This is a genomic window from Pantoea sp. ANP04 (assembly GCF_041982285.1).
Lineage (GTDB): Bacteria > Pseudomonadota > Gammaproteobacteria > Enterobacterales > Enterobacteriaceae > Pantoea > Pantoea eucalypti.
On the sequence record NZ_JAUTYS010000002.1, the window covers coordinates 208,047 to 234,879 of the forward strand.

Here is a 26,833-nt window from a genome sequence, read left to right on the forward strand (position 1 = left end):
TCTGCTTCCCATTGTTGTGGGCTAAAAGATGGTTTTTATTGGTATTTTTATGACGGGAGTGAAATCGGGGAAATGGTGATAACCCTAATCTTTACACGCGTATCTCTGCTTTTAGGTTTAGCAGCTTTTTGGCGATTCGGGGAAGATCAGGGTAAAAGACAGCGTTATCTGAGGTGAAAAGAAGATCAAAGCGTTATAAAAGTTAAAACATAACGATTTCATCTCTATGATTTTATGGGCTTTAAAGTCTAACTTGCTGCTATGTGTCGTTCAGAAGACTTCTGGAACTGCCTTGTTAACTTTCCCAAAAAGTTAAACACTCAGGAATTGCCTGAATCCACAATCCTGTTTAAGCCAGAATCCGCTGACGGAATATGCAACGTTGAGTCTGCTACGAGATGGCCATTTTCTCGGTTCAGTGAGGCAATGAGGTGCCTGAACGCCTGGCACACACATCAGGCTCCTCTTCTGGCCCCCTGGTGGCTTAGAGTATTTGTGGTGGGATAAAATGGGTCATTACCAGTATGAAAAACGAAATGTACACGCGTCATCTCAAGGTTATCCATATTATCTGTTAAGCGTGCAGAAATGCTCTACCCTTCCGGATAGTAATATTATGGGCTGATTACTCACCATTTCGTTGACGTGAAAGAATCACAGACTTTTTTCTGATTAACTTCCACCGATGAGATGTTGACAACGATTTCTGGCGTCCCAGTTATATTGAGGATTTTTTATAAAATCAGAAGCAATTTTGGCACGATCTGAATTAACCGTGATGACATAATCAGCCGAAATTTCCCGGACACCATATTCAGTATCAATAAAGTAGTGTTTTCCTGGCTGCGGAATAAATGGCACCCATTGAGAGAGTAAATACGTTTCCTGATGCTTAGTTTTTTTTCCTTTTTCGTCATAATCGCTTTTAATCGTATTGAGTTGCTGAAGAGCCATAAGCCTGCCCGGTTTTACCTTGCCAGTCATAACGTGACCTGCAGAGGGTATTAAATTTGACTCAAGTTGATAGCGCTCAGTTCTGTCATAACAACTGCCTTTCTTCTCATAGACAGAAAGATAAAATGTGCCCACAAATCCTTTTGGATTTATGGCCACTACGGTCGCTGCATCTTTACCTTCGTAATTTTTATAATCGAGGGGAAGAAGCGTAGAACAACCCACCAGGATAATAGCAGGGCATATTAACACTATTCTCTTAAATTTCTTGATGGCATGCATTTATTTTATCTTCCTGATATTCAGATTCTGGACGCCTGCCGCGAATAAAAAACTAAAGGTATTTATAAAAAATTCTATTTATCGCGCAATTAAACGTAATCGCAGACCAAGTGAGTTTAAATTTCACTCAGCCAGCTATTTTTAGCCATAAAAGCCATGCAGGCACTCTCTATCTGATGGCCTTATTATCAGGACGATTAAAAAGCCCGAAAGAGCTTTTTAATCGCTTTATGGCGTGCAGAGACGAATCAGAATCGGTATTGCAGACCCGCGGTGATCGTGTAGTTTTTATTCGAGATACCCGCGGCATCTCCACCAATTGATGCTGAATCACCGGAGAATCGGTCAATGATCTCTGTGCTGCCTTTGCCTTCTTCATATTTGCTGTAAGTAAATTCGGCAAAAATTTTGGCATCAGGTGTCACATAATATCCTGCGTCGACTGATGCGCCGTAGTACCGGGAATTAGTCGCTTTCTCGCGAAAGGTGAGATCGCGCATGTAGTGCTCGTCGTTATCGTGTGCACGGACCCAGTCACTGAATTTAAACAATGCGTTAAATTCGAAGTCGTTAATACGATACTGTCCCGCAAGACCAACGTAAGGCATTGAAAAACGCTGGCTATACCCAATGCCACGTTCACCTCTCGGGAAATCACCCGTCGATGCGCCATTATCGTAATTGTATGAGCCACCAAAGGCGGTCCAGCTGAAGCGGGTTTCCTGATAACCAGCCGTCAGCCCGGCCTTGTAGTTATCGCCTTGCAACACCCAGCCCTTAACATTGAGATCGTATTCGTTGGCGTAATTAACATCCGTGCGGGGATGAGATGAATGGTCTGTCCAGGCTGACTGATTGTCATCAAGCCAGTCATAGTCATCCATATGACCGGAACCGGACGCCAGGGAAGTCCAGCCTCGCGCATTCAGCGTCAGAAATGAGTATGCATCCCAGGATAGTTCGCCTTTCAGAATAGCCACATTCTTTATTTTCCAGTCCAGTTTGCTGACTTTGCGGCCTGTTTCTGTGTCGTAAACCAACTCATGAGATTTGCCACTCAGCATCCCGGCTGACGTCGAGACAGTAAAACTTTCCGGAGAAAAATTCGGTGAAAACCGATCTGAATCTGCGCAGGCTCCCCCTGACAGCGTCGCCATCATCATCACTGCAACGGTACTTTTTTTCATTTTAATCCCATCTCCTTGAAGGTAATCCTTGTACAGCAGCGCCATTCTTCTCATTCAATGGCAGCTGCACTTCTATACTCACCTGTGGGGCTGAAGCCCCGAAAAAACGAAATCCTGCGCGATGGTGCATGTGAAGTCGGAGATTTGTTAACAACTCACATTGTCCATCGCAGGTTTGAACAGTTAAGGCAAATTCCTTAATCGGCATGTCATCAGGAAACATTAATTATTTTTGCCATTCCCACTTTTATGGCGGCCTGGGTTATGGCCAAGCTGCGGAAGCCAGGTTCCTCAGGCGTTCATGCCGAAAGATGTCATTCACAATGCTATCTCCTGACCTCCCGCCAAAAGAGTGATTAATGATCGGCCAGGCGGCTTGATTCTCAGCATTACCGTTCAGGTTGGGACACTGCTGAAGAGCGAATCTTGATATAAAGCGCAATTAGGATTCCCTGTTTCCATGCTTCTCTTACGGCAGACTATTAAATTGCAGTAGCCTCTGAAAGCCACGTATTCCCGGCGCCCTGCTCGCCTTCTATCAGGCATCCTTAAGGCGCGCGAGCATGCGGTTTCTGTAAGCGTAGATGATTGCGCAGAGTAAAAGGCTGAGCAACGCAGTACAGATAAAAACGCCCGCCCCGGTCATCGCCAGCATTATCCCACCGATCAAGGGTCCGACAGCGATCCCTAGCGTCGACAACATTGAGGCGCCAAGATATGCACCGCGATGCTCTGGTGGTGCCAGCTGATCAAGTAAAATGTTCAGATTTGGCATCAGAATCGCTTCGCCCACACTAAAGACACTGGTCACAGTAAGCCAAAGCCATATCTCCGTTGAGCGTGTACTAAAAAAGCAGATCTGAGATAGCGCGAAAATAAACCCACCTAGAAGAATGCGCTTCGGCAGGGAAACGGTAGCCAGAAACCGCATGATGAACGTCTGGAAGACCAGAACGGTGCAGGCATTTGTCACCAGTATCAGGGTAATCAGCGTAATGGCGGCGTCGCCATTCAGTAACAGGAGATACTGCGGCAGAATGGCTTCGTAATGGATAAAAACAACACTGCATAAAATGCTGCACAGCAGCCCCGCAATATAAATGTTATCCCTCGCGATGATACCGATAACCTGATGCAGTTTAACCGTTACCCCGTCTCCATCCTGCTCCTTCACAAGTTTTCCTGCGGGGATAAACAGCAGCACATAAACGAAAAAAGGAATATAGGTAAGCCCGGTTATTAAAAAGGTGCCCTTTTGCGATGTCAGGCCAAATGCAATTCCGACCAGCGGGCCGAATACCGCTGCGACGTTGATAAGGTAATAGCGCATTTGCAGGGCAAGCGCACGACGACGACGATCCACCAGCAAATCACTCATCAGTGCGCGCAGCGGCGGATCAACCCACGCAAAGGAGACGCCGATAATCATCAGGCCAATAATAAACAGCCCCATCCCGGCGGCCTGCGCCAGAAGACTATACCCCAGCGCTGAAAACCCGCAGCCCAGCAGCAGAATAACGCGTCGCCCCAGCCTGTCTGAAATCTGCCCACCGTACATGCCGAGCACCACCGAGAACAGTGCACTGCTGGTCATTGCCACACCAATGGCGATCGGCGACATATGATAATTCTGCGTCATGATGACGGCGATAAACGGCCATGCCATGAAATAGCTAAAGCGTATAACCAGCGTAAAAAAGAGAAGCGCATGAACTGTCGCCGGAAAAGATTTCAGCGTCCGGAATAATCCTGTTTCCGTACATTCCTCAGCCGCAGGTCTGGTCGTCATAAAATATCCTTATTTTGTTTCTGTAAGTGCTACGCAACGCAGTGTGCATAAAGCCTTAATATTAATAAGATTATTCTCCAGGACACGCAATCCAAATGTTAACTGATTGTTTATTTCCCCAGCTTATAGGGTAAAGGCTCCTGTTCGGAGAGCAATGTAAGGAAAAAAGTAATGCAGGGAATTAAATGCGGACATTACTGCTGGTAATGAAGGTTACCCGTTACCGAAGCCGTTCTGGTGAGCGCGTTGGCTGGCTTTAAGCGTTTAAATGTGGAGAAGAAATGAAAAACAGGGTGGCCAAAAATAGCCTGGGCGGGATTCAAAACTCATATTGCGGATAGCATTAAACGATTCGCGCAGTAAGCGCAACGCGGCGCTGATATCCACTGAATTGCGTTACTGCGCATCAACATGTTTATTTGTAAATATGAGCGGTGCCAAACAGGACGTTATTGCCTCCCGCCGCCACGATACGGTAGCTGCTGGCTCCCGCCGCCTGCGCTTTTGCTGCCAGATTGTCTTTTAATTCAGAAAGCGTAGTTGAGCCGCTGCTGTCAGAGACGCTACCGATAAGGGTCTTACCTTGTGGCATGGTGGTTTCCATTGCGGCAAAGCTGGATACAGAAACAGAGCCCAGAATTACAGCGGCCAGAATCATTTTTACGTTTTTCATATGTCACCTCAGAAAGTGGAATTCGCCAGGGGAAGCAAACGGTAAACTGTTGCTGCCCGATGTGAGAATTACACCATCGCAATGTATCGGTAACATATCGACCAGGGGTGGAAAGTGTACCAGAACTTCGCTTTTGCCGTTATTACACACTGCGATACAAATCAGTGAAGGTTATCCGGCAATGTCACCCTCACCCGCAAACCGCCCTGTCGGCGGTTCGTCAGTGTCAGCTCACCGCTTAAGGACGCCACCAGCTGCTGGGCAATGGCTAAACCCAGCCCGGTTCCACCGGTGGCCCGGTTACGCGAGTGCTCGATCCGATAAAAAGGCTGCATCACCGCATACATCTCTTCCGATGGGATGCCGGGGCCGCGATCCAGCACCGCTATAGTGATCTGACCTGCATCCTGTTCCACCACCACTTCCGCGCTGCCCGCGAACTTCAGCGCATTATCGATCAGATTACTGAGCGTTCTGCGCAGCGCGTGCGGTCTGGTACTAATCGAACCGTGGAGTGTTCCCTGCAGCGTTACCTGCTGCCCCGTGTCCTGATAATCGCAGACCAGGCTGTCTATAAAAGCATGCGGCTGTATGCGGCACGGTTTTTCATCGCTGCTTTCACTGGTGCGCGCATAGGCCACGCCTTCGCGAATCAGCCGGGTCATCTCCTCAAGATCCTGCAGCAGTTTGCTCCTGACGTCTGTCTCACTCATCATTTCTGAACGTAGACGGATACGGGTTATCGGCGTTTGCAGATCGTGGGAGATCGCCGCAAGAATTTGCATGCGCTCTTTGAGATAGGCACTCATTCGCTGCTGCATGGCATTAAAAGCCCGTGCCGCATTGCGCACTTCAACCGGCCCCTCTTCCGACAGGCGCACCGTTTTATTTGAATCGGGATGCAACTGTTCTGCAGCCCGTGTCAGATCTGCCAGAGGCCTGACCGCGCTGCGCACCGCAAACCAGGCGGAGCCAAACAGCAGCACAAACTGCGCCACGAGTACAATCGGCAGCCAGCGGGCAAACGGCATATTACGCGGGGCCAGATCAATGCTGAGCGGGCTGCCATCACGTAAACGCAGATGCGCCATCATCTGAGCACTGTTATCAGGATTAACGCTGAAGCTCAGGGGATAGCGCGGGCCAAGCGCCCGCGTCAATGCGCTGGCCGTGTCCTGCAGGCGTTTTGTCTTTGGCGGCTGGCCCAATGGCGTAGCGTGCAACAGATAGTGATGATTACTGCGATCGAGATGTGTTGCCCATGCAGCGCGTTCACTGGCAGGAAGGCGATCGAGAATCGCAACGCTGGTGGCCACGTCATATTCCAGATTGCCCATCATCATGGCTTTGGCACTTTGCGCCCGCTCCAGCAGCAGCAGTCCCAGAGTTAATCCATTCGCCAGCAGTAACCCAAGCAGCAGAATCAGCATCAGCCGCGAGGCCAGGCGTTTAGGCCACCATTGCATCAAACGTTTCACGCGTTGGCCTCACGCAGTTCCACCGGCATCGCAAATACATAGCCCTCGCTGCGCACCGTTTTGATATAAAAAGGTTCGCGGGCATCATCGTTTAAGCGTTGACGCAAACGGCTGACCAGCAAATCAATGGAGCGCTCGAATAACTCGGCGTCTCGGCCCTGCGTCAGATTCAGCAACTGATCGCGATTAAGTACACGTTTTGGATGATCAACAAATACCCGCAGCAGGCGATACTCCGCGCCGCTGAGTGCCACCATCACGCCCTCTTTGTCCACCAGGTTACGCGACGTGGTATCCAGCACCCATTCGCCAAATGCCACAATTCGCGCCGCTTCTGAAATAACAAGATTGGGCGGCATCATGCGCGTACGGCGTAAGACGGCTTTTATTCTGGCAAGCAGTTCACGCGGGACGAACGGTTTGACCAGATAATCATCGGCGCCCATTTCGAGCCCGATGATGCGGTCAGTCTCTTCGCTTCGCGCTGTTAACATCAGCACTGGCGTGCCTTTATGTTTTCCACTGCGCAGTTCACGACAAAGGGTAAGGCCGTCATCGCCCGGCATCATCACATCCAGCACAATCAAATCAACCGGCATGCTATCGAGAAAGCTACGCATTTGCCGCCCGTCGGCGACCTCTGTCGTACGCAGACCGTTCTTTTTCAGGTATTCCGCAATCAGGCTACGAATTTCACGATCGTCATCCACGATCAAAATGTGATCGACATGTTCCACAGCGCAATCCTTATTTTCAGAGGGTGTGCAAACCGCTGTCAGCTTATCGCAGTTATATCGTTAGCGTTGCCGGCTTTGTACCGGAGTGTATCTCCCTTCCTCATCGATCCTGCGTCACCATCATGACGGGCGCGGCATTTGGCCAGAAACATTCCGTCATCCTGCTACATAAAAATACAAATCTCTTTCTCCGGGAAACAGTACCGATACAGGGCTTTGCTTTTATAGGCCAATGAAAGGCCAGTCCGGCCTTTGCTATCCGGTAAAGGGCTTGCTATGAACCGTACTCTTCGCTGTTTCCTGATTGCTAATAGCCTGCTGATTTTGAGCCAGAGTGCAGGCGCACATGATCACCCCAGTGCCAATGCAACTGCCGTTCTCCAGGAGCAAGGCTTCTGGAAAGAAAATGAACAGGCTATGGACACCATGATGTCTCGCATGGCTATCGAACCTACCGGCAATGTTGATGAAGACTTTGTTGCCGTGATGACACCGCACCATCAGGGCGCCATGGATATGGCCGTGGCTGAGTTGCGATACGGCAAAAACGAGCAGCTCAGGCGTATTGCGCAGGAGATCATTGTGACCCAGCAACAGGAGATCGTCGCGATGTATCAGGCGCTGGGTAAACCTCTGCCTCCGGCCGCCCCCGCTCCCGATCAAGTCCAGCCAGATTCTGCGCCTGCGGCTCCGCAGGGAAACTAAGCCACACCCTGTGGCCTTTGAAACAACCGACAGTAAAAAGGGATACACCATGACAAGACCATTTGTATGCTCAATCCTTGCGGCAACAGTGGCGCTGGCGTCGTCGTTCGCCTGGGCGGGACAAGCGCCTTATGCTGCCTCTGCAGCGGACATCAGCGTGAGTTATCATGACCGCGTTTACGCAGCAGAGCAGTTCTCCAACACCGTTTCTGTTACCGACCCCGCCAGCAATACCCTGCTCGGGGTGATTAAACTGGGTGATGCGCAACCGGCCAACCTTAGTCCACTCTATAAAGGCCAGGTGCTGGTACATGGACTAGGTTTTTCGCCAGATGGCAAAACCCTTGCTGTTGTTTCAATTGGTTCCAACTCTGTCAGCCTGATTGATACCGCGACCAACGCAGTGAAGCATGTGACTTATGTGGGTCGAGCACCGCATGAAGCGTTCTTTACTCCCGATGGCAAAGAAATCTGGGTCACCGTACGCGGTGAAAATTATATTGCGGTACTGGATGGCAACAGCGGGGAAGAGAAAACGCGTATTACCGTGCCTGGCGGTCCGGGCATGCAGATTTTCTCACCGGACGGTCAATACGGTTACGTTTGCTCCTCCTTCAACCCCGAAACCGTGGTGGTGGACGCAAAAGCGCATAAAATTATCGGCAGCATTAAACAGGTCAGTCCGTTCTGTCCCAATATAGCCGCCACGCCTGATGGCCGGCAGGTCTGGTTCACGCTCAAAGATGTCGGTAAAGTGCAGGTGTTCGATGCGCGCCCACCGTTTACACTGCTGAAAACCATCGACAGCGGTCCGATTACTAACCACGTCAATATCGTGCATAACGCTAAAGGCACCTTTGCTTACGTCACTATTGGTGGCCTGAACAAAGTAAACGTTTACCGTACCGATGATTTCCATCAGGTCGCAACCATTCCGGTAGGCAATCTGCCACACGGCGTCTGGCCATCGGGTGACGGAAGTCGTGTTTATGTCGGTCTGGAAAACGCTGACGCCCTGACGGCGATTGATACCCTGAGCAATAAAGTGATCGCGACCATTCCAATTGGTCAGGCACCGCAGGCGGTGGTCTATGTGCCCAATGCCGTGCCGCAGGGCGATGGTAAGCAGAACCTGGTGCCGTTGGGCCTGGCAGGTAAGACAGCACACCTGACACTGAAAGAGGTAAATGCTGCGCAAGGGGCGCAGCCTGCAACCACGCTGACCCTGTTCGATCAGGGGTTGACCCAGGTGTTGCAGGCGTCTGCAACCGGGCTGGAACCAAAGCAGGCCTATCTGCTGGCGCTGTCGTCTGATGCTGAAGGAAAAGGTGAGCTGGAGCCACTGGCACAATTTATGACCAACCCGGCCGGTGCAGCGATCGTTAATGCCGTCGGTCCGATTCGTCAGGTGGTGAATAGCCATCATGCAGATGAACGACGTTATCTGGTGATTGTAAAAGGCACCGCCGATCAGCACGGTAAGCCTGTGCAGATTCAGGTGCGTTAATCCTCTCTTTGCTGCTGTCAGCCAGGTCTCCATGGGGATCTGGCTTTTTTATTGTTGCGGCAGTCAACAGACCAGCTCTGGTTCAGCGCTTCAGGTGTGGTCAGCGGCGATGGGCTACGTACCGGCAGACGATTTTTGCCTTTGCGACGAAAATTCAGTTTCAGCAGGCAGTAAATGCGGTGGATCCGCTTATGGTTCCACTGATATCCCTGCCGCTTCAGAACCTGAAAAAGCTTCGGGAAGCCGTATCGTGGATATCTTTCAGCCGCCGTCTGCAACGCGAAATAACGGGATCGTCAGCGTGCTGTCAGGACGGTAGTAGTAAACCGTTCTGCTCAGGTTCAGAGTCCTGCAGGCCTGACGGGTACTCCGTCCGAATGTCGTTATCAGATGCATCACCCGCTCACGCTTAAAGGCTGGCTTCAGAGCTTTTTTTCGATAACGTCTTTCTGTGCCCGATTTTCAAGACTGAGGTCGGCAAACAGCTGCTTAAGCCGTCGGTTCTCGTCCTCAGGATCTTTTATCTTTTAATATCAGATGCTTCCATGCCACCCTATTTAGACTTCCAGTTATAGTATGTCGCTTCAGAGATCCCGGCCTCCCGGCAGACGTCTTTCACTGTTCGTGCGGCTTCAACCGACTTCATTACCGTGATGATCTGATGCTCAGTAAAACGGGCTTTACGCATAGCGATCTCCTTCGCTGGCGAAATGAGTATGCCGGAAGGTCTTTAAATGTGAATGGCACGATTATGCGGGATACTTACACTATCTAATACTGGAGGCAGAGCAGAATATTTGATTGCAGAATGTAAATAGCATAATGCTCGATTTTGGGTTGTTGAGTAGAGAATCGCCGAAAAAACACCACGATTAAGGACGGATTTTCAGTTTACATGCCTGAATAGAAAAGTATTGCAAAAAATATATATTATTATATTACAAGAACATATATCAATTTATAAAGCATTAAGACACTCTAAATCTATTCTGTTTATATTCAGTTTATAAGATCTGAGCAAAATTTATACCGTGCCGCGCTCAAGCAAAAGAAGAGACTTCATAATTATCAAGACCCATTCAGACAAATCAGATAAGTAGAACGATCATGATACAGAGTGGTCTTTGATAAGGATTTGCGGCTTGCGTCACGATATTTCTCTCAACTCAGAAATGCTGGAGTGTTGACCGATATGAACCCTGCGCTGAAACAACTTCACCCCTACCCGTTTGAAAAACTTCGAGCCTTACTTGCTGGAATTCAACCTGATAAAAATCTAACGCCTATATCACTGTCGATCGGAGAGCCTAAACATTCGGCCCCGGAAATGGTCAAACAAATGCTTATTTCCAGTCTCGATAAAATGTCGGTGTATCCCGCAACTCTGGGTATCCCTGAATTGCGCGAGGCAATCATAAACTGGTGTGAAAGGAGGTTTGGCGTCCCAAAGGGATGGCTTGATGCCAGTCGTCATGTTCTACCGGTAAACGGAACACGAGAAGCATTATTTGCCTTTACCCAGGCAGTTGTTGAACCTAATGTCGAAGGTTTGGTGGTCAGCCCAAACCCTTTCTATCAGATATATGAAGGTGCTGCGATCCTGGCGGGGGCGGCTCCGCATTACCTGCCATGCCTTGAGAGTAACGGTTTCATTCCTGACTTTGAGGCTGTTTCAGCGGATATCTGGACACGTTGTCAAATTGTATTCCTGTGTTCCCCAGGCAATCCTACCGGTGCACTTATCCCTCTTGAAACGCTAAAATCACTCATTAGCCTTGCGGATAAATACGATTTTATTATTGCAGCCGATGAATGTTACAGCGAATTGTACTTTGACGAGTTGTCGCCCCCTCCGGGTTTACTGACCGCATGCGCAGAGATGGGCCGTATCGATTTTAAGCGCTGTGTTGTTTTCCACAGTCTTTCAAAACGATCGAACCTGCCAGGCCTTCGGTCTGGATTTGTGGCTGGTGATGCAGAGATTCTCAAATCATTTTTGCTCTATCGCACATATCATGGCTGCGCAATGCCGGTGCATAGCCAGCTCGCAAGCGCCACGGCCTGGCGGGATGAGGCACATGTTCGCGACAACCGTTCTCTTTATCGGGAAAAGTTTGATGCGGTTCTTGAAATTCTGACCCCTGTTCTTAAGGTGAAGAAGCCTGACGGAGGCTTTTATCTTTGGGCCGAAGTCCCTGGTGACGATACCGACTTTTGCCGGCAACTCTATAGTCATACAAATGTTACAGTCATCCCAGGCTCATATCTTTCCCGGGAGGTTGACGGCATCAATCCGGGCGCAGGCTGGATTCGAATGGCATTAGTTGCACCTGTTGCAGAGTGTGTGGAGGCGGCCACACGAATAAGGGATTTTCTGTCTACCTATCGTAGGTAAACGGTTACAGCATTTATGATAAACGCTAACCAGCCGGTGGTCTCAGATCATCTTCGACTTTGTTAACACCGGCTATTCTTAATTTTATCTGGTCAGGTTTTCATGCATACGGCGATCCATGCCAGCTGCAAGCTTTACTCCGCTTCACCGCGTGCCGTCGCATTAATCTGACTAAAAAGCCCCTTCGTCCAGGATGCATGACGTGCTTCGCATCCGATGAGAGTTGCTTTGACCCGCCCCAAATCACGAAAATTGCAGGCAGTAAGGAAAGATGTTATTCAGTTAAGACTTTTTTGCTAAACGATCTTTTTTGGGCGCTGCGCTTTCAGCGCAAAAATAACTGATTATTTTTGTCTTAAAGGCGGGGTCCGTCCTGTCGCCATATGCCTCACTTTTAATGCGCTCACGAAACTTACCTGCTAATTTCTCTGCGTTGATACCTCTTGCCGGGGCTCTCTCAGTGACATCAGGCAGAGCGTTGTGATCGCTGATAGAGAGTTCGCTTACTGATGGAAAGACTGAGGTGACCTCCTCAGGCGTTGAGGACGCCTGAAACGCACAGGTAACCCTGGCCGCAGACAGCCCTTCTACAGCAGCAAAATTTGACTGATTCATATCCGCAGGATGCATCAGCTTTAATCGTTAACCGGGTTCACGCAGCGTATGCTCTTTGGCCGTCTGAATGTCAGTGGCTAGCTGTCTTACATCAGAATGAGATAACCGAAACGCGAATTCACCATGGATATCGCCGGGTATACGTGATGCTCAGGCGGGAAGGCTGTCGCAATAACCACAAACGGATCTACCGGCTTTTCAGCGAGCAGGCGCTGTTACTGCGCCTCAAACGTCCACGGCGCAATAAATCCGCGCAGCGCCGGCAGCCACAGCCACAGCCTCAGCCTCAGCCTCAGGGGCTGTATTCGAATCACGTCTGGGGCATGGAATTTGTCTCGGACGTGCTGTTTGACAGGCGACGACTGCGCCTGCTAAAGGTTATCGACCTTTACACCGACGAATGCCTGGGATCTGCGTCGGGCAGAATCTGCGTTCAACAGAAGTGGCAGAAATGCTGAACAGCATAACGCTCAGGCGTTCTTTGCCGCAGTAGCTAAAAACCGATAGTGGTTCTGAATTTCAGGAAAAATGCTGGGCAGATGGGTGTCCGAAAGTGGGAGAAGGATCGACTTTCACGCCCGGGAGCACCCTCGGACAACGCTACAGTCGAGTCCTTCAACGGCTGGTTGCGTCAGGAATGCCTGAATGATAACTGGCTCATGTCTCTGGAGGATGCACTGCACAAGATCGAGTCCTGCCGCATACTCTTTAACAAGAGACGTCCCCATTCTGCAGTGGGCTGGATGCCCCCTCCAAATTTGCCCAAAAATCTGCTGGTTGCCAGAATATGCAGCCATAATGAAGCCGGTTATTCCCGATTATGAATGGATCATATACGGGGTCAGAGTCACTTATGAAGACGTTACTAAAATCGGTGTATATAAATCAACGGGGAGCAGATCAACAATGAATCTTTTCACTTTCTTATATATATCCACTTTAGTTTTTAACTGTCACGAAAAATTCATTATAAAAGCATAATTCTGACTTTAATTTAAAATAAACAAAAATTAAATGAATGCAAAAAAATATCGTGGGATTTATTTTTAAGAACTTTTACCCTTGTAAAAAAACAACCGGGCGCTTGAGAATAATTTTCCAAATAATGCTTACATTCAATCAGGATGGTTTTCAATATGTATTTTATGTTTTAATGAGGTTTGTGAAGAATAATAATCCCGCTCGTTAACTAAGACTAATGATTAGCAAAATTAACTACTATCACTTTCTCGGGGAGTTGGTATTACATCTCCTGTTATAATGAAAATGTACTTTACCTGCATAGTTAATCGTGATAAAAACAATCATTAGCCACTTCTCTAAAATCACTTAAAGCCAGCGTTAATAAGTGAAAAAATTTATTTTTTAAATGTTTAATCATGGCATACCGCTGTGCCTGTATTATATAAATCCTATTGTATCAGCAGCCTGTAATGATGACTATTTAGTTAAATGATTTTCCACACTTGGAGATGAAACATGCCTGATCATACTCATTTTATAGCTTTTGGTTTGATTGCACTTGCAATGGTGTTAACTCCTGGCCCAAACATGATTTATCTGATCTCTCGGTCTGTATGCCAGGGAAGACAAGCCGGGCTGATATCTTTAGGTGGTATCGCTTTTGCGTTTGTTTTATACATACTCTGTGCGGCATTAGGAATAACAGCTTTCCTGTTTGCCATTCCTTATGCATATGATCTACTTCGTTTTTCCGGAGTTGCTTATCTTTTATATCTGGCCTGGCAATCAGTTAAACCTGGAGGCAGGTCTACTTTCGCTGTTACAAATTTACCCATAGATTCCTCAAAGAAACTCTTTATCATGGGTTTCATTACTAATGTATTAAATCCTAAAGTTGCCATTATGTATTTATCTTTATTGCCACAATTTATCCAGCCAGCGCACGGGAGTGTACTGACTCAGTCTCTGGAACTCGGAAGCATACAGATTTCTATCAGCATGGTAGTCAATGCTACTATTGTGATGATGGCAGGAACTTTAGCCAAATTTCTTTCAAGCCGACCTGCATGGCTTAAAGCGCAACGCTGGATAATGGGTACTGTGCTTGCAGGATTGGCAGTGAGAATTGCTCTGGAATCAAAAAAATAAAAAATTATGCGTTTGTGGCGATTCTGTTCAGCGTCCGGCTACTGCCGATTTGGGGCTTCTTCGTATCGCGACAGTCATTGAGATCGTCGGCGCAATCTGTAGTGAACTTAATATTACACTTTAACAAACTCGCCGCGCTCCGCCTGTTTCATTGACTCATTAATATGCGCAGCGTTCGCCGGGTTGCTAAAGAGATACACCGTTTCTATCAGTGCTTCATACTCTTCCGCATCAACTATCACAACATCAGGTGCCTCGCGGCGCAAAATGCGCACAGGCTCAGCGTCGTCGGTGACCCGCTTCATCGTATCTGCGAAATGTTTACGGGCATCGGTAAAATTGATTGAATGCATGTTATTAACTCCCATCAGTTAAAGAGCAATATGCAACCTGTACTCAAGTAACTACAATTTAAAATTTGCCCGATTTCTTGTCAGGACGACGCCCTTGCAACGGAAAGATTAAGGAGGGAGCCAGGAAGTCTGATCTTTAAAATTCTTATGACATCAATTAAGTCTGTCGGTCCTCAGCTGGGAATGCATATGCTTGTCGTGCTACGCAGCCATAAATGCTACTCCTTTATGGGTGTGGAGCCGGTTGAGAATCGCTGAGGCACGTCGGTACGTCGTCGTCCCCGCATGTCGAAATAGGTTCGTGACCTGATACCTACAGATTAGTACATCCCGATGTTAGCAACGTCCATTCCTGGTTTAAACCGAACTAACGCCAAGCCAATGTCCGCTAATAGCGAAAGGCGGACACTGGCAATTTTGCTCTCATAAAAGTGACTATAGAAACAGTTGAGATTCAAATAACGAGAATAAGGAAATTCAGGACGTTCTTATGAGTAACTTTTATTTTTAAAGGAGGTCGTCAACCTGTGTCATAAAAACTTCTCTGCAGTCGCTTTAGCAATGCAGATGGCAATTACCGTAAGTGCGAGTCTGAGCGTCTCTTTTTCGGGCCAGGAGGGGGCTAGCCGGAGCTGGGCATCGTAATCGTCACGCCCATAGGGATAACACGAGCCCGGTCTGGCAAATCGCACACCTGCCACAGCGGCTAGCTGGACGATGCGACTGGCAGTGCCGGGAAGTACATGCAGGCTGACAAAATATTCCCCTTCAGGACGGGACCATGATACGTGCTGCTGGCAGCCTAAAACCGAAGAAAAAATGGCATCAACAAGTTCAAACCTGGGCCTGAGAACCTGACGATGCTGTTCCATCAGAGCCCGTATATTCCCTGGGCTCTTAAGAAAACGGGCCTGCCGAAGCTGGTTGACCTTATCAGGACCGACACTCCAGACGGATGCATGCCTGAGCCACCATGTCTTATTGGTGCCAGACGCCCCTATAAATGCAACGCCGGCACCAGGGAGAGTCATTTTTGATGTTGAGGCATAAATCAGTACACGGTCAGGATTCCCATGACGCACGCAGTCATCATAAATACTCGCTATCATGCGATCGTTTTCTGCAAGCGGATGCACACAATATGCATTATCTCAGAAAATCCGGAAATCAGGCGCTGCCGGGGATCCAGTTTCTCCTGCTCAGCAGGTATGGGCTTCAGCGTGCCAGAAAGGTTCATGTATTATTCTGCAGAGCATCAAAAAAACGACTGTGTAAGAATCAGAAAGAGAGTTCAAATCGATAATTTATAGGCGCTTATTCAGTTGCTGAATAATGCTGAGTATCCCGGGCTGCCAACCTTGACGAAACCTTATGCCATCAGCAGGATGGCATTCCGGACATAAAAAATGAGGAATGGTTCAGGATATGACACCTCTCGTACTGATCCCCGGGTTCATGCTTGATGAAACTTTGTGGGATGACTTCATCGACGTTTATCCGCCCGGTCAGACGTTCTGCCGCGTCAGCCTTGGTCAGGAAGAAAGTATTGCCGGGATGGCTGCAGTAATCGTCGCGTCGCTTCCTGAGCGTTTTGTACTGGCAGGGTTCTCGCTGGGAGGATATGTTGCCCGCGCTATAGCCGAAACGGCTCCGGAAAAAGTTGCTGGCCTGATCCTTATTGCCACTTCACTGCGTGAAGACTCATACCGGCAACGAGAACGGCTGGATGCTGCTGTGCTTTCGGGTGAGTTCAGGGGGATAAGTCCTGCCGCTATCAGGCATTCGCTTCATCCGAAATTTCATGATGATACAGCTCTGCTGGGGCGTATTCGCGAAATGGGAAAACGCCTTGGCCCGGAAGTATTCAGAGCCCAGTCCCTGCTGAAACGCGGAGGAATAACCGTCAGGGAACTGACCTGTCCGGTGCTGATTATTGCAGCCGGAGAAGACAGGCTCAGAAGCCTCAGTGAGGCGGCTGAAATTTCTGAGCTTTTCCGGTGTCCGGCAGAAATCATTGAAGGCAGCGGGCACATGATACCGCTTGAGAAACCCAGGGAACTGGCTCAGATGATTTCAAACTGGATTAGCCTTAATGGCCTGTAATTACCTTAAAAAGTCAGATTACCCTGCAAACCCTGTATATCTGCTCCCTCAGCCACAGGTGTGCCGCATTGTTCTCGTCACGCTTATGCCAGTAGAGGTTCCAGCTAACAGGCTGGGCTTCAAAGCGTAGTTCTATCCTCTGAAGCCCGGAAAAAAGAGGTGTGGATGCCATCTTTTCTGACACTACCGAGATGAGGTCGGTTTTCACTAATACAAAAGGCAGCGTCAGCCAGTGCGGTGTCGTGACGGCAATCTTTCGGCTGAAACGCTGACCTGACAGTATATTGTCCACAAAGCGAACATCCGCAGAACTCGTTGCAACGTGCAGATGACTGGCGCTAAGAAACTCAGACAGTGTCAGCGGTGCATCAGATAGCGGATGGTTCTGGCGCATTATACAGTTGATCCTGTCGGTGATAACGGGGTCGCTGACAATTCCAGACGTGTGACGGAGTTGAGAGCTGACTATACAATCCAGGTCGACGTCTTCCAGGGCAGGAATTGTTTTATCGACAGGTGTGTGCTCAATATTAATTTAATACCCGGGGCTGACCTGTCACGATAGACAACAAATCAGGTAGCAGCATCAGGCCCAGCAAATCTGCCATACGGCCCGAGAATGACTGCGTACTTTTTGCCTGTACGAAGGTCACTTCAGACATCATCAGTCGCTCCGCTTCCTTCAGGATCTTCGTCACGCCAACGCTGATTTCCACCGCCCGCGGCGTAGAATAGTCCGCAGATTCATCATTTGAAACCGGTAGTGAGAGGGCCATGAAATTCAGGATATTATTAGCTGAAGAATGCCCAGCGTCGCGACGGAAATAATCAGTGTTGGTAACATCGACAGCCTGATGGCACAGCCTGCCGCAACGATCAATGCAATGATTTGTGCCGGATTTCCGGAAGCAAAATAAGGAGCAATAGCAGAAATCATCACGCATCCCGGCGCACTTTCCAGCACGCTGCGCGTGCCGGGACTCAGGCTACGGTTCCTCAATATAAGATAACCCAGGATGCGCGTCAGATAGGTGACCACTGCCATACCCAGAATTGTCATGCATGCAGCCAGTGTCATTTTACTTTCACTCCCCGTACCCATGCTGAAAATATGCCGCTGAACGTCCCTGCCAGCACATAGGTATGGCCAGGTACCAGACGATAACAGACTGCGGCCACCGTCAGGCTGATAAGCCAGGGGATGGCTGCGTCCAGGCCTTTCCACATGCTACGCAGGAGGACGATAAAGGTGGCAGGAAAAGCAATAGCAAAACCGTACTGCTCAATGTTTCCAAGCACGGGGCCCGCAAGAAAACCCGTGACTGAAAATCCAACCCAGACGGGATAAAACGGAAAGCTGGCCCCCAGGTAATAAGCCATGGTAAACGACTGCTCAGGCGGTAAAGTGGCAGCGTTTTTTAGCATTTTCGCATAGGTGACCGCCCAGCCCTCATCGGCCATAAAAAATAAGGCAGGTAATATCTGACGACGGGGAAGATGCTTGATATAGGGCGTCAGGGCTGCCCCCATTATGATGTGGCGACTGTTAATCAGGAACGTCAGCAGAATAATGGTCAGTACCGGCAAGGGCTCGTGCCAGAGCTGTATAGCGGCAAATTCCGATCCTCCAGCAAAATTCAGCGCCGTCATGAAGCCTGTTTCGGGCAGGGTCAGGCCCGATCGGGAAGCCTGAGCCCCCAGAATAATTGCGTAAGGCGCAATTGCCATGAGCAAAGGAGACGCATCCTTAACACCCTGCAGGAAGGAATCGCTTCTCGTTATGCTGTTCATATTATTTTTCCGTAATGGATTAGTTGAGCCATGCGGGCCAGGCAATCTGAAAAGCCTGATACCGGCGGGCCTTCTGGTTTTCTGTTTACTTCATTTCGTTCAGCTGATGAGCGGCCAGGGCACCCAACCGCGATATGGCCATGCGGTGCCTGTCCGTCAGTTCAAAACACGCCGCCATACGGAAACAGTGATTGAATGCCCGGCTTCCGGAGCACAGAAGGCCTGGCATACATAGTATTTTTTCATCCAGGGCGGCATGAAATAGAGCCAGCGTGTCGGCACCTTCCGGCAGCTCAATCCATAAAATAAAGCCTGCCTGCGGGCGGCTGACACGAGTGCCTGCTGGAAAATAATCTGCAATACAGGCTCTTACAGCATCAATCTGTCGTTCATATAATCGCCTGAGGTGGCGCAGGTGCAGGTCATATCCGCCGTTCTCAAGGAATATCCCCAGGCTTTCACTCAATAATCCGGACTCAGCGACAGTGGAGGTAAACTTCATCTGCCTGGCGACATCGCGAAAGCGTCCGGCGTCCAGCCAGCCAATGCGAAAGTCTGGCGCAACCGTTTTGGTATAGCTTGCACACACCATCACCCAGCCATCACGATCAAAGGCACGAATGTTGGGTATGCAGGTATCGCCAAACTGCAGTTCGGCATACATGACATCCTCTATTACGGCGAACTGCCGGGTTTCAGCCATGCGGGCCAGGCGCTGACGATTTTCTGAAGGCATGACAAAGCCAAGTGGATTGTGGCCACTGGGTATCGTAATCACCGCGGAGATTTTTCGCTGCTCTGCAAGAGATTCAAGGGTATCCAGGCACATTCCGCTCTGAGGATGGGTAGGCAGATTCACAATACGACGGCCAAGATCCTCCAGCATAGGGTACAGGTTGTAAAAAGTAGGTGATTCAACGGCAACGGTATCACCGGGAAGGGTTGACGCCCGGACGGCCAGGCTAATGGCCTCCATGGTGCCGTGAGTGATGATTACGTCATCGGGAGAGAGGATCATGCCGGTGTGCAGACCGCGTCGGGCAATCTGTGAGCGCAGGCGGGGGGAGCCGGGCGGCATGGCGTAAGTTGTGCTGAACCCGGATGCTGAGCGCAGCAGCTGGGCTGTGATTTTTTTCAGCCGGCCGGCAGGATAAAACCTATCGCCAGACGGGCACGCAAGCGCAAGATCAATACAATCCCCGCGCAGCTGATTTTCCAGAATAACGGATAGCAGCCGGTTCAGACCGGATAAAGGCACCGCGCTTTCTCTGCTGTTCACCGAACTTTCCTGCAGGTGGCAGAGTTCAGGCAGGCTGTCGCGGACATAATAGCCGGATTGAGGTCGTGCGGAGATCAGCCCGCGATCCTCCAGAAGCCGGTAAGCGGTTTTGACCGAGTTAACACTGACCTCATATTGTCCCGCATAATGTCTGACGGACGGAATACGTGTACCGGGCGTCAGTTGTCCGCGCAGGATTGAGCGCGCGATGTCATCCGCAATCGTTTCATATAGATGCATATATGTCATATTTCTTGATCAGGATGGACACAATTTATATCAGGCCATGTGGCCTGACAATGCTGTTTTTATGACAATTTCACGCGTCAGTTCCCGCTAACTGTGACCATTAATATTGATGATTACTGTGGCTGTAACCATTCAGTCAGTTACGGTATTATGAGAAATATGTTTGCTATATTTCACGGCTTCGATGAAGGGGGCTGTTTTCAGACTGGTCGATCTTTTTTCTTCATTTCCAGCGTAATCCGTTTGCGGTCATCATGAATGCCCACTGTTTATCTGAGGGGCAGCTGATAAAGCGGATACAGGGCACGCGGACGTCTGTCTGAATGAGGTGCAGGCTGCTCCTTTCAGCTGGCAGTCAGATAGCGGACCGCTGGCATGACGGAAAACCGGGCGGAAGAACCTGCCGGCCCCCTGACTCATCACGCGGGCACTGAGCCGCCCAGCCCTGTTGCCTGCCCGGGCTGGTTCGGCCAGACTGAGACAGTCTTCGTAAACGTTAAAGATCCATTCTCAGCACCATGCGAAACTTCACGTCCCCCGAACGCATGCGCTGATAAGCACTTTCAGCCTCAGCCAGCGGTGCCGTTTCAATCTGTGCACGTACGCTGGTCAGCAGACTGAATTTAAGGGCACGTTCTGTTTCGTAAGGTGTGCCGGTAAGAGAGCCCTCCAGCCTTAACTCGTTTCCGACCATTGCTCCGGGCATGATCAAAAGCGGGGAGCTGCCGGCACCCACAACCATAAATTTACCCTGTGGTGCGAGTGCTTTCACCAGCCCGGAAGCGGCCTCGCTGTTAGTAATAGTCGTCAGGATAACCTGCGCGCCGCCAGCCTTTTTAATTTCTGCAACGGGGTCTGACTGTAGCGTATCAATGTACTGATGAGCCCCCAGGTTAAGGGCATCCTGCCTGATATCACTTCCGCGTCCTACCGCGATAACTTTGTAGCCCATTTTTTGTGCATACTGTATGGCCAGATGCCCCAGACCACCGATACCCTGAATAACGACTGTATCACCCGGCCGGGCGCCTGATTTGGTCAGCGCGTTGAAAGTGGCAATCCCTGCACAGAGCAGCGGAGCCGCCTCTGCAGAGAGCAGATCGTCGGGAATGAGAACCAGCCCCGTGGCACGCGCCAGCATTATTTCCGCATAGCCGCCATCGCAGGAGCTGCCGGTGACAGGCTGATCAGTGCAAAGCACAAACTGACCCTGCCGGCACTGCTCGCATTCGCCGCAGTATCCCCCCAGGCGCCCTACACCGACCCGCTGCCCTACAGAAAGGTACGAGGGAACGCCCTGCCCCAGAGAGAGTATGCGCCCCACCACTTCATGGCCTGGAATGCGCGGATAAGTCGTATTCTTTTCAAGCCCCTCAACTGCGCCGGAATCCGCCCCGCAGATGCCACAGGCTTCGACCTTCAGAAGAACCTCGCCATAACCAGGCACCGGCACTGGGCGCTCTACCAGTTCCATTCTGCCTGGCTCGGTAATCTGCATTGCCTTGAATGTATTCATTTTTCATCCCACTGTTTGATATAAAAAAGTATTTAAGGGCTGTCGGACGAGCAGCATTTTTGCAGTGGTGCTGCCGGTACGCGGGAATCTGATTTCAGATTTGGGCAGAGGCAATATCGCTCGCTGTGCCCATGCGCCGGGCCTATCGCTCCTTAAGTCTGATAATGCCGGCCGGTTCTTCCGCTCAGGCTTTTCAGCCTTTCATCGTGACGAACTCTTCGGCAGCGGTGGGATGAATTGCCACGGTATTGTCCAGATCTCGTTTGGTCGCGCCCATTTTGAGTGCCACAGCAAAGCCCTGAAGGATTTCGTCCATACCTTCTCCGATGCCGTGAATACCCACAACCTTCTCATCGGGCCCGGCGCACACCAGTTTCATCTTTGTCGCCTGACGGTGGGACGTTACTGCAGTGAACATCGCGGTAAATGACGCACTGTAAATTTTAACGTTCTGGTCGCCGAATTTTTCACGGGCCTGGGGTTCAGTAAGACCGACAGTGCCGACAGGTGGGTGGCTGAATACGACAGTGGGGACATTCTGGTAATCCAGATGCTCATCCGGCCTGTTGTTGAACAGGCGCTCAGCCAGGCGACGACCGGCGGCAACGGCAACCGGCGTGAGTTCAAGCTGACCGGTAATATCACCAACGGCATAGATGCCTTCCGCAGAGGTGTTCTGATATTTATCCACAGTGACGTAACCTTCATCACTGAGCGCCACCCCTGCTGCCTGAATGTTTAAGCCGGATGTATTGGGTTTACGGCCGGTTGCCCAGATCACGACATCCACTACAATTTTTTCCCCTGAAGCCGTGACCACCGCCACAGAACCATCCGGCTCTTCTGACAGAGACGTGGTAATGGCCTGACGGTGGAGGCGAAGCCCTGATTCATCCATCATGGCAGCCAGGGTATCCCCGAGCAGAGGATCAAAATGGCGCAGAGGTTTATCACCGCGAACCAGAAGATGTGTTTCCGTACCGAGAGAATGCAGCACGCCCGCGAGCTCAACGGCAATATAACCCGCGCCGATGACGGCTGCCCTACGGGGCTGTGCGCTCAGTTCAAAGAAACCATCCGAATCAATTCCCAGCTCTGCGCCGGATACAGAAGGACGAACGGGGTGCCCGCCGGTGGCGATAAGAATATGATCGGCCGTCAGCGTTTCGCCATTGACCTCAATACTGCGGGGGCCGATAAAGCGGGCTGTTCCCTGAATGACTTCAACCGCGTTCCTGCTGAGCACCGCATCATAGGAACCGTGAATGCGCTCAATGTACTCACTGCGGTTTTTCACCAGCGTAGCCCAGTCAAATTCACACCCCGACACGCTGAAGCCATAGCCGGAACTGTAAGTGCGGATGGTTTCTGCCACCTGTGCGGCATACCACATCACTTTTTTTGGCACACATCCCACGTTTACGCAGGTTCCGCCGATGGGCCCCTTCTCAATAAGGGCACATTTTTTTCCATGCGCAGCCGCGCGATTAACGGAGGCGATTCCGGCGCTGCCGCCGCCAATTGCAATGTAATCAAAATGTCGGGTCATAGATATTCTCCAGCCAGCCTTCAGAAACGGGAAGCCGGCGCGTGCTGATTCACGCCCCCGGCCGTAGATATTCAGTTCTTTCTTACGAGTTTCTGCTGCACCTGCCTGACGCCCTCCAGAGAGGCCTCAACTGCACCTGCAAGGTATCCCGGAAACTGCGCTGACCATTCACTGCCTATTCCGCGCAGGCAGTCCGCCCACGCTCCGTGGTCAGGGTAAGCAGCTGGAACCGTATGTCCGGCCTGAATGAGTAAATCTTTTTCCGTGGCGGTAAAGGGGTCATCTGCCCAGTCCTTTAAGTATTCAGCAACGGGCTCCCCGGCTTTCTCTCCAAACAACCGGATGAGCTGCGCCCGGCATAACAACTTCAGGTTTTCCTCACTGGTAGTCCACCGTGACCGTGCCGGGATACCGTTCCCGGTCATTGCGCTGCTGCTGGCCATCGTGATTGGCGTCATTTTTCTACGGCGAACCATCACCGGCACCCATATCTATGCAGTTGGCGGCAATGCGGATGCAGCACGTTTATCCGGCATCAGCATTCCGCGCATCACACTGCTGGTTTATGCAATTTCCGGACTCTGCGCCGCCTGTGGCGGGCTGATATACGGATCGCGTCTGATGACCGGATATCCGACAGCAGGCCGCGGCGATGAACTGTTCTTCTCCATTGCGGGGGCCGTCGTCGGGGGTGTCAGCCTGTTTGGCGGCACAGGGAGTATCATCGGCGCGATGATTGGCGCCATGCTGATTGCCGCCATATCGAACCTGATGAACGTGCTGAACGTCAGCGCCTACTGGCAGCCGCTGGTTATCGGGCTGATCATCCTGTTCGGCGTCACCTTTGACACGCTACGGACCTCGAAAAAAATTGCTATCCCCTGGCTAAAGGTCAGGAAACCCCGAAAGACACAACAATAATGCTCTCTGCCCTACACCTTTTCCGGAGATGACCATGAAAATCCGTACCACCTTATCCGCCTGCGCAGCGGTCGTTGCCCTGTCCTGCCTGCTGTCAGGCTGTAACCGCGATGATGCAGAATCAACAGCCGGCCCCGGCAAAAAAACGCTGGGCGTGACGCTGCCTAATCTTACCAATCCTTATTACGTGGCCATGAAAAAAAGCTTTGAAGACAGTGCGGCTGCCCAGGGTATGAACGTAAAAATTTCGATTGCGGATAACGACGACGCTAAACAACTGTCGCAGGTTCAGAACTTCATTGAACAGAAAGTGGATGCGGTGGCGGTGAATTGTGTCTCCTCCGGACCCTGCGTTTCCATCATCAGCCAGCTTAATCAGGCAAAAATACCGGCGTTTGCCGTGAATATCCTTCCCGACCCCGCAGGGCTGAAGCAACAGGGCGTGGTCCTGGTTCAGGGAGTGCAGACCGATCAGCGGGAAGGCGGCAGGCTGATAGGTCAGCAGTTGCTGAAAGATATCGGTGAAAACAGCCCGGCCACGGTGGGTATTGTGGGAGAACCTACCTCCATTGCCGCGAACGCGCGCGACGAAGGCTTCAAAGAAGCCGTAGCCTCCAACAAAAATATTAAGTTTGTTGCCCTGGTTAATGGCAAGGTCGAAGAAACAACCTCCCTTAAGGTGACGACCGAGATGCTTCAGGGGAGGCCGGAAATTGATGTGGTGTACTCAGATACTGAACCTTCCGCTCTGGGATCGCTGGCGGCTATTCAGCAGCTGGGGGTCAGTAACAGGGTGAAGCTGTATGCGTTTGTGGATAAGGAGGGTGTTAAAGCCGTTCAGGACAACAGCATCCTGAAAGCCGGTGCAATTCAGGAGCCAGTTAAACTGGCTCAACTGCTGGTCGAAAATGCCCGGAAAAGCCTGAGCGGTGAGCAGGTTCCTGCCATGATCAATAATCCGCCACTGCTGGTCACCAAAGATAATGCGGCTTCCGTGATGGGCTCAGCGTACTGATCCGGTAAAAGGTGAAGAAAAATGAATTATGTGGCGAAGCAGGTAAAAATAGGGTTTTCGGGGGTTCAGGTCCTTCACGGCGTGGATTTCAGCGTCAGACCTGGCGAGATCCATGGCCTTTTTGGCCATAATGGCGCAGGTAAGTCTACGTTGCTCAAAATACTGGCCGGTGTGAACTCGCCGGACAGCGGGGAGCTGACTATCGGGGATGAACCGGTTCATCTGGCCTCACCCCGCGATGCACTGAACAGTGGTATCGCCTGTGTCTATCAGGAACTCCGGCTCATTCCCGGCATGAGTGTCTGGCAGAACCTTTTCCTCGGGCGTGAGCGGCGGAAAGGAAACGGTTTTATTGATGACGACAGCATGATCGCGCATACCGAAAGCGTGCTGAGAGAGTATCACCTGAGCTTCAGCGCGACTGAGCTGGTGAGAAACCTGTCACATCCTGACAAGCAGATGCTGGAAGTGGTGTCTAACCTCGATCGTGAGGCGCGGTTTCTGTTTCTCGATGAACCCACGACCGCACTGGAAGGTGCGCAGGCAGAGGCGTTACTGCAGGCGGTACAGCGCATCGCGCGTGAAAAGCAGATTGGAGTCGTGCTGGTTTCTCACAAGTTAGACGAGGTGCTTGGCGTCTGTGATGAAGCAACCGTAATGTGCGGTGGCCGCGTGATCTATAACGAAGGTAAAGCAACGCTGAGCAAAAGCGCCATTATCGACGCTATTGTCGGCGACGCGAATGCCTATCAGGCGGCGGCTAACAGCCGCGGCCTGATCCGGGGGGCGCTGGGCAAACCCTGGCTTACCGTAAGTAATCTGCAGACCGACCGCCTTAAGGGGGTAAATCTTGAGGCCTATCGCGGCGAGATCCTGGGGATTTACGGACTGGCCGGTGCCGGCCGGACGCGCCTGTGCCAGACGCTGTTTGGGCTTGAAACCGTAACCGGCGGTGAAATACGTCTGGGGCATAAAGTTTATCACCCCACCTCCCCCGCCAGGGCCATTGCACAGGGGATTGCCTACCTCACCGAGGAACGTAAAAAAGACGGCTTTATTCCTCAGATGTCGAGCTATGCCAATGCCACTCTGCCTGTCCTGAAAAAATTTCGTGCCGGTGGCTTCGTCAGCCACGGCGCCGCCCGCCAGGCGGCGGCGGCGCTGCTGAGTAAAATGAATACGCTAGGTTCGCTGGATGGGCCGATTAAGTCCCTCTCCGGTGGAAATCAGCAGAAGGTGCTGCTCGCCCGGGTGATTGCCCAGAATGCTAACCTGGTACTGCTGGATGAGCCGACCAAGGGGGTTGATATCGGAGCCAAAGCCGATATCTACCGCATTATCCATCAGCTGGCGGACAGAGGTTGCTGCGTCATTGTGGTCTCAAGCGAGGAAGAGGAGCTACTGGACGTGGCCGATAACATTACGGTGTTCCGCCACGGCAGGTGCGATGGTGTGATCGTGCCCGCGCGTGATCTTAAACCTGCGGACCTGCGTAAAGCCGCCTGGGAACAGTCAGAAACGGCTGCTTAACCTGCTACGGTAAACGGCTGCCAGCCTGGCGTTCAACACACCTTTCTTAGCGTTACACCAGGCCCCTGCCACATAACCCAGGCAGGGGCCTGC

General features: G+C 50.9%; 25 protein-coding genes and 2 pseudogenes. 10 read left to right on the forward strand and 17 right to left on the reverse strand.

Annotation, left to right across the window (positions count from 1 at the left end; genetic code table 11):
• Window positions 1-672: 672 nt before the first annotated feature.
• The 6 genes from Q7C21_RS03355 to Q7C21_RS03380 all read right to left on the reverse strand — a co-directional run bounded on the left by Q7C21_RS03355 (window position 673) and on the right by Q7C21_RS03380 (window position 7,100).
• Window positions 673-1,236, reverse strand: coding sequence for a hypothetical protein (locus Q7C21_RS03355; protein WP_008924557.1), 564 nt, complete (start codon window positions 1,234-1,236; stop codon window positions 673-675).
• A 248-nt stretch (window positions 1,237-1,484) separates the two neighbouring features.
• Entirely contained in the window at window positions 1,485-2,423 is a 939-nt protein-coding gene (locus Q7C21_RS03360) for an omptin family outer membrane protease (protein ID WP_110411986.1), read from the reverse strand.
• Window positions 2,424-2,961: 538 nt separating this feature from the next.
• On the reverse strand, window positions 2,962-4,212 hold the full coding sequence (locus Q7C21_RS03365) for an MFS transporter (RefSeq protein WP_375150388.1): 1,251 nt from the start codon (window positions 4,210-4,212) through the stop codon (window positions 2,962-2,964).
• Between the two features lie 415 nt (window positions 4,213-4,627).
• Complete coding sequence (locus Q7C21_RS03370) at window positions 4,628-4,885, reverse strand: YdgH/BhsA/McbA-like domain containing protein (protein WP_375150389.1); 258 nt, start codon at window positions 4,883-4,885, stop codon at window positions 4,628-4,630.
• Between the two features lie 161 nt (window positions 4,886-5,046).
• Entirely contained in the window at window positions 5,047-6,363 is a 1,317-nt protein-coding gene (locus tag Q7C21_RS03375; RefSeq protein ID WP_375150390.1) for an ATP-binding protein, read from the reverse strand.
• The gene (locus tag Q7C21_RS03380; protein ID WP_375150391.1) at window positions 6,360-7,100 is read right to left on the reverse strand and encodes a response regulator; all 741 of its coding nucleotides are present in this window, start codon (window positions 7,098-7,100) and stop codon (window positions 6,360-6,362) included. Before Q7C21_RS03380 ends, Q7C21_RS03375 begins: the two co-directional genes overlap by 4 nt.
• Before the next feature lie 276 nt (window positions 7,101-7,376).
• On the opposite strand from Q7C21_RS03380, the gene Q7C21_RS03385 reads away from it, so the two are divergent.
• Both Q7C21_RS03385 and Q7C21_RS03390 read left to right on the forward strand, forming a co-directional pair.
• Window positions 7,377-7,805 carry a DUF305 domain-containing protein gene (locus Q7C21_RS03385; RefSeq protein WP_312543800.1) on the forward strand — a complete coding sequence of 143 codons (429 nt, stop codon included), beginning with the start codon at window positions 7,377-7,379 and terminating at the stop codon, window positions 7,803-7,805.
• A 49-nt stretch (window positions 7,806-7,854) separates the two neighbouring features.
• The gene (locus tag Q7C21_RS03390) at window positions 7,855-9,312 is read left to right on the forward strand and encodes a YncE family protein (protein WP_375150392.1); all 1,458 of its coding nucleotides are present in this window, start codon (window positions 7,855-7,857) and stop codon (window positions 9,310-9,312) included.
• A 62-nt stretch (window positions 9,313-9,374) separates the two neighbouring features.
• Here the strand turns inward: Q7C21_RS03390 and Q7C21_RS03395 are convergent.
• Window positions 9,375-10,000: pseudogene (locus Q7C21_RS03395) on the reverse strand (transposase); the annotation flags it as partial.
• A gap of 504 nt (window positions 10,001-10,504) precedes the next feature.
• Here Q7C21_RS03395 and dapC point away from each other — a divergent pair.
• A complete protein-coding gene (gene dapC / locus Q7C21_RS03400) occupies window positions 10,505-11,707 on the forward strand; it encodes a succinyldiaminopimelate transaminase (RefSeq protein WP_375150393.1) in 1,203 nt (400 codons plus the stop codon).
• A gap of 282 nt (window positions 11,708-11,989) precedes the next feature.
• Here dapC and Q7C21_RS03405 read toward each other — a convergent pair whose 3' ends face one another.
• Window positions 11,990-12,337 carry a hypothetical protein gene (locus Q7C21_RS03405; RefSeq protein WP_052250691.1) on the reverse strand — a complete coding sequence of 116 codons (348 nt, stop codon included), beginning with the start codon at window positions 12,335-12,337 and terminating at the stop codon, window positions 11,990-11,992.
• Here Q7C21_RS03405 and Q7C21_RS03410 point away from each other — a divergent pair.
• The 3 genes from Q7C21_RS03410 (at window position 12,310) to Q7C21_RS03420 (ending at window position 14,434) form a co-directional block, all read left to right on the forward strand.
• On the forward strand, window positions 12,310-12,780 hold the full coding sequence (locus Q7C21_RS03410) for an IS3 family transposase (RefSeq protein ID WP_375150394.1): 471 nt from the start codon (window positions 12,310-12,312) through the stop codon (window positions 12,778-12,780). The genes Q7C21_RS03405 and Q7C21_RS03410 overlap by 28 nt on opposite strands.
• An 81-nt stretch (window positions 12,781-12,861) precedes the next feature.
• Complete coding sequence (locus Q7C21_RS03415; RefSeq protein ID WP_375150395.1) at window positions 12,862-13,146, forward strand: transposase; 285 nt, start codon at window positions 12,862-12,864, stop codon at window positions 13,144-13,146.
• Between the two features lie 655 nt (window positions 13,147-13,801).
• A complete protein-coding gene (locus Q7C21_RS03420; protein ID WP_008924546.1) occupies window positions 13,802-14,434 on the forward strand; it encodes a LysE family translocator in 633 nt (210 codons plus the stop codon).
• Window positions 14,435-14,547: 113 nt separating this feature from the next.
• Here Q7C21_RS03420 and Q7C21_RS03425 read toward each other — a convergent pair whose 3' ends face one another.
• Window positions 14,548-14,787: a type II toxin-antitoxin system Phd/YefM family antitoxin gene (locus tag Q7C21_RS03425; protein ID WP_140034024.1), complete on the reverse strand. Its 240-nt coding sequence runs from the start codon at window positions 14,785-14,787 to the stop codon at window positions 14,548-14,550.
• Window positions 14,788-15,317: 530 nt separating this feature from the next.
• Window positions 15,318-15,926 (reverse strand): annotated as a pseudogene (locus tag Q7C21_RS03430) (aminotransferase); the annotation flags it as partial.
• Between the two features lie 286 nt (window positions 15,927-16,212).
• Between Q7C21_RS03430 and Q7C21_RS03435 the strand changes: the two are divergent.
• Window positions 16,213-16,890 carry an alpha/beta fold hydrolase gene (locus Q7C21_RS03435; protein ID WP_140034051.1) on the forward strand — a complete coding sequence of 226 codons (678 nt, stop codon included), beginning with the start codon at window positions 16,213-16,215 and terminating at the stop codon, window positions 16,888-16,890.
• A 13-nt stretch (window positions 16,891-16,903) separates the two neighbouring features.
• On the opposite strand, the gene Q7C21_RS03440 is transcribed toward Q7C21_RS03435, so the two are convergent.
• From Q7C21_RS03440 to gorA, 7 genes are all read right to left on the reverse strand, one after another.
• Window positions 16,904-17,425, reverse strand: a complete 522-nt coding sequence (locus tag Q7C21_RS03440; protein WP_140034026.1) for a LysR substrate-binding domain-containing protein — start codon at window positions 17,423-17,425, stop codon at window positions 16,904-16,906.
• The gene (locus Q7C21_RS03445; protein WP_375150396.1) at window positions 17,421-17,666 is read right to left on the reverse strand and encodes a hypothetical protein; all 246 of its coding nucleotides are present in this window, start codon (window positions 17,664-17,666) and stop codon (window positions 17,421-17,423) included. The genes Q7C21_RS03440 and Q7C21_RS03445 overlap by 5 nt, the downstream gene beginning before the upstream one ends.
• A gap of 5 nt (window positions 17,667-17,671) precedes the next feature.
• Complete coding sequence (locus Q7C21_RS03450; RefSeq protein ID WP_283543977.1) at window positions 17,672-17,950, reverse strand: AzlD family protein; 279 nt, start codon at window positions 17,948-17,950, stop codon at window positions 17,672-17,674.
• Between the two features lie 14 nt (window positions 17,951-17,964).
• Complete coding sequence (locus tag Q7C21_RS03455) at window positions 17,965-18,681, reverse strand: AzlC family ABC transporter permease (RefSeq protein ID WP_008924539.1); 717 nt, start codon at window positions 18,679-18,681, stop codon at window positions 17,965-17,967.
• A gap of 85 nt (window positions 18,682-18,766) precedes the next feature.
• Window positions 18,767-20,200: a PLP-dependent aminotransferase family protein gene (locus Q7C21_RS03460; protein WP_140034027.1), complete on the reverse strand. Its 1,434-nt coding sequence runs from the start codon at window positions 20,198-20,200 to the stop codon at window positions 18,767-18,769.
• Window positions 20,201-20,705: 505 nt separating this feature from the next.
• On the reverse strand, window positions 20,706-21,725 hold the full coding sequence (locus tag Q7C21_RS03465) for an alcohol dehydrogenase (RefSeq protein WP_192377938.1): 1,020 nt from the start codon (window positions 21,723-21,725) through the stop codon (window positions 20,706-20,708).
• 193 nt (window positions 21,726-21,918) lie between these two features.
• On the reverse strand, window positions 21,919-23,274 hold the full coding sequence (gene gorA / locus Q7C21_RS03470; RefSeq protein WP_039661642.1) for a glutathione-disulfide reductase: 1,356 nt from the start codon (window positions 23,272-23,274) through the stop codon (window positions 21,919-21,921).
• Between the two features lie 342 nt (window positions 23,275-23,616).
• Here gorA and Q7C21_RS03475 point away from each other — a divergent pair, with 342 nt between their 5' ends.
• From Q7C21_RS03475 to Q7C21_RS03485, 3 genes are read left to right on the forward strand one after another with little or no spacing between them, the layout of a single operon-like run.
• On the forward strand, window positions 23,617-24,195 hold the full coding sequence (locus Q7C21_RS03475; RefSeq protein WP_375150397.1) for an ABC transporter permease: 579 nt from the start codon (window positions 23,617-23,619) through the stop codon (window positions 24,193-24,195).
• A gap of 34 nt (window positions 24,196-24,229) precedes the next feature.
• Entirely contained in the window at window positions 24,230-25,210 is a 981-nt protein-coding gene (locus tag Q7C21_RS03480) for a substrate-binding domain-containing protein (protein WP_110411892.1), read from the forward strand.
• Between the two features lie 21 nt (window positions 25,211-25,231).
• Entirely contained in the window at window positions 25,232-26,740 is a 1,509-nt protein-coding gene (locus Q7C21_RS03485) for a sugar ABC transporter ATP-binding protein (protein ID WP_140034032.1), read from the forward strand.
• Window positions 26,741-26,833: the final 93 nt, after the last annotated feature.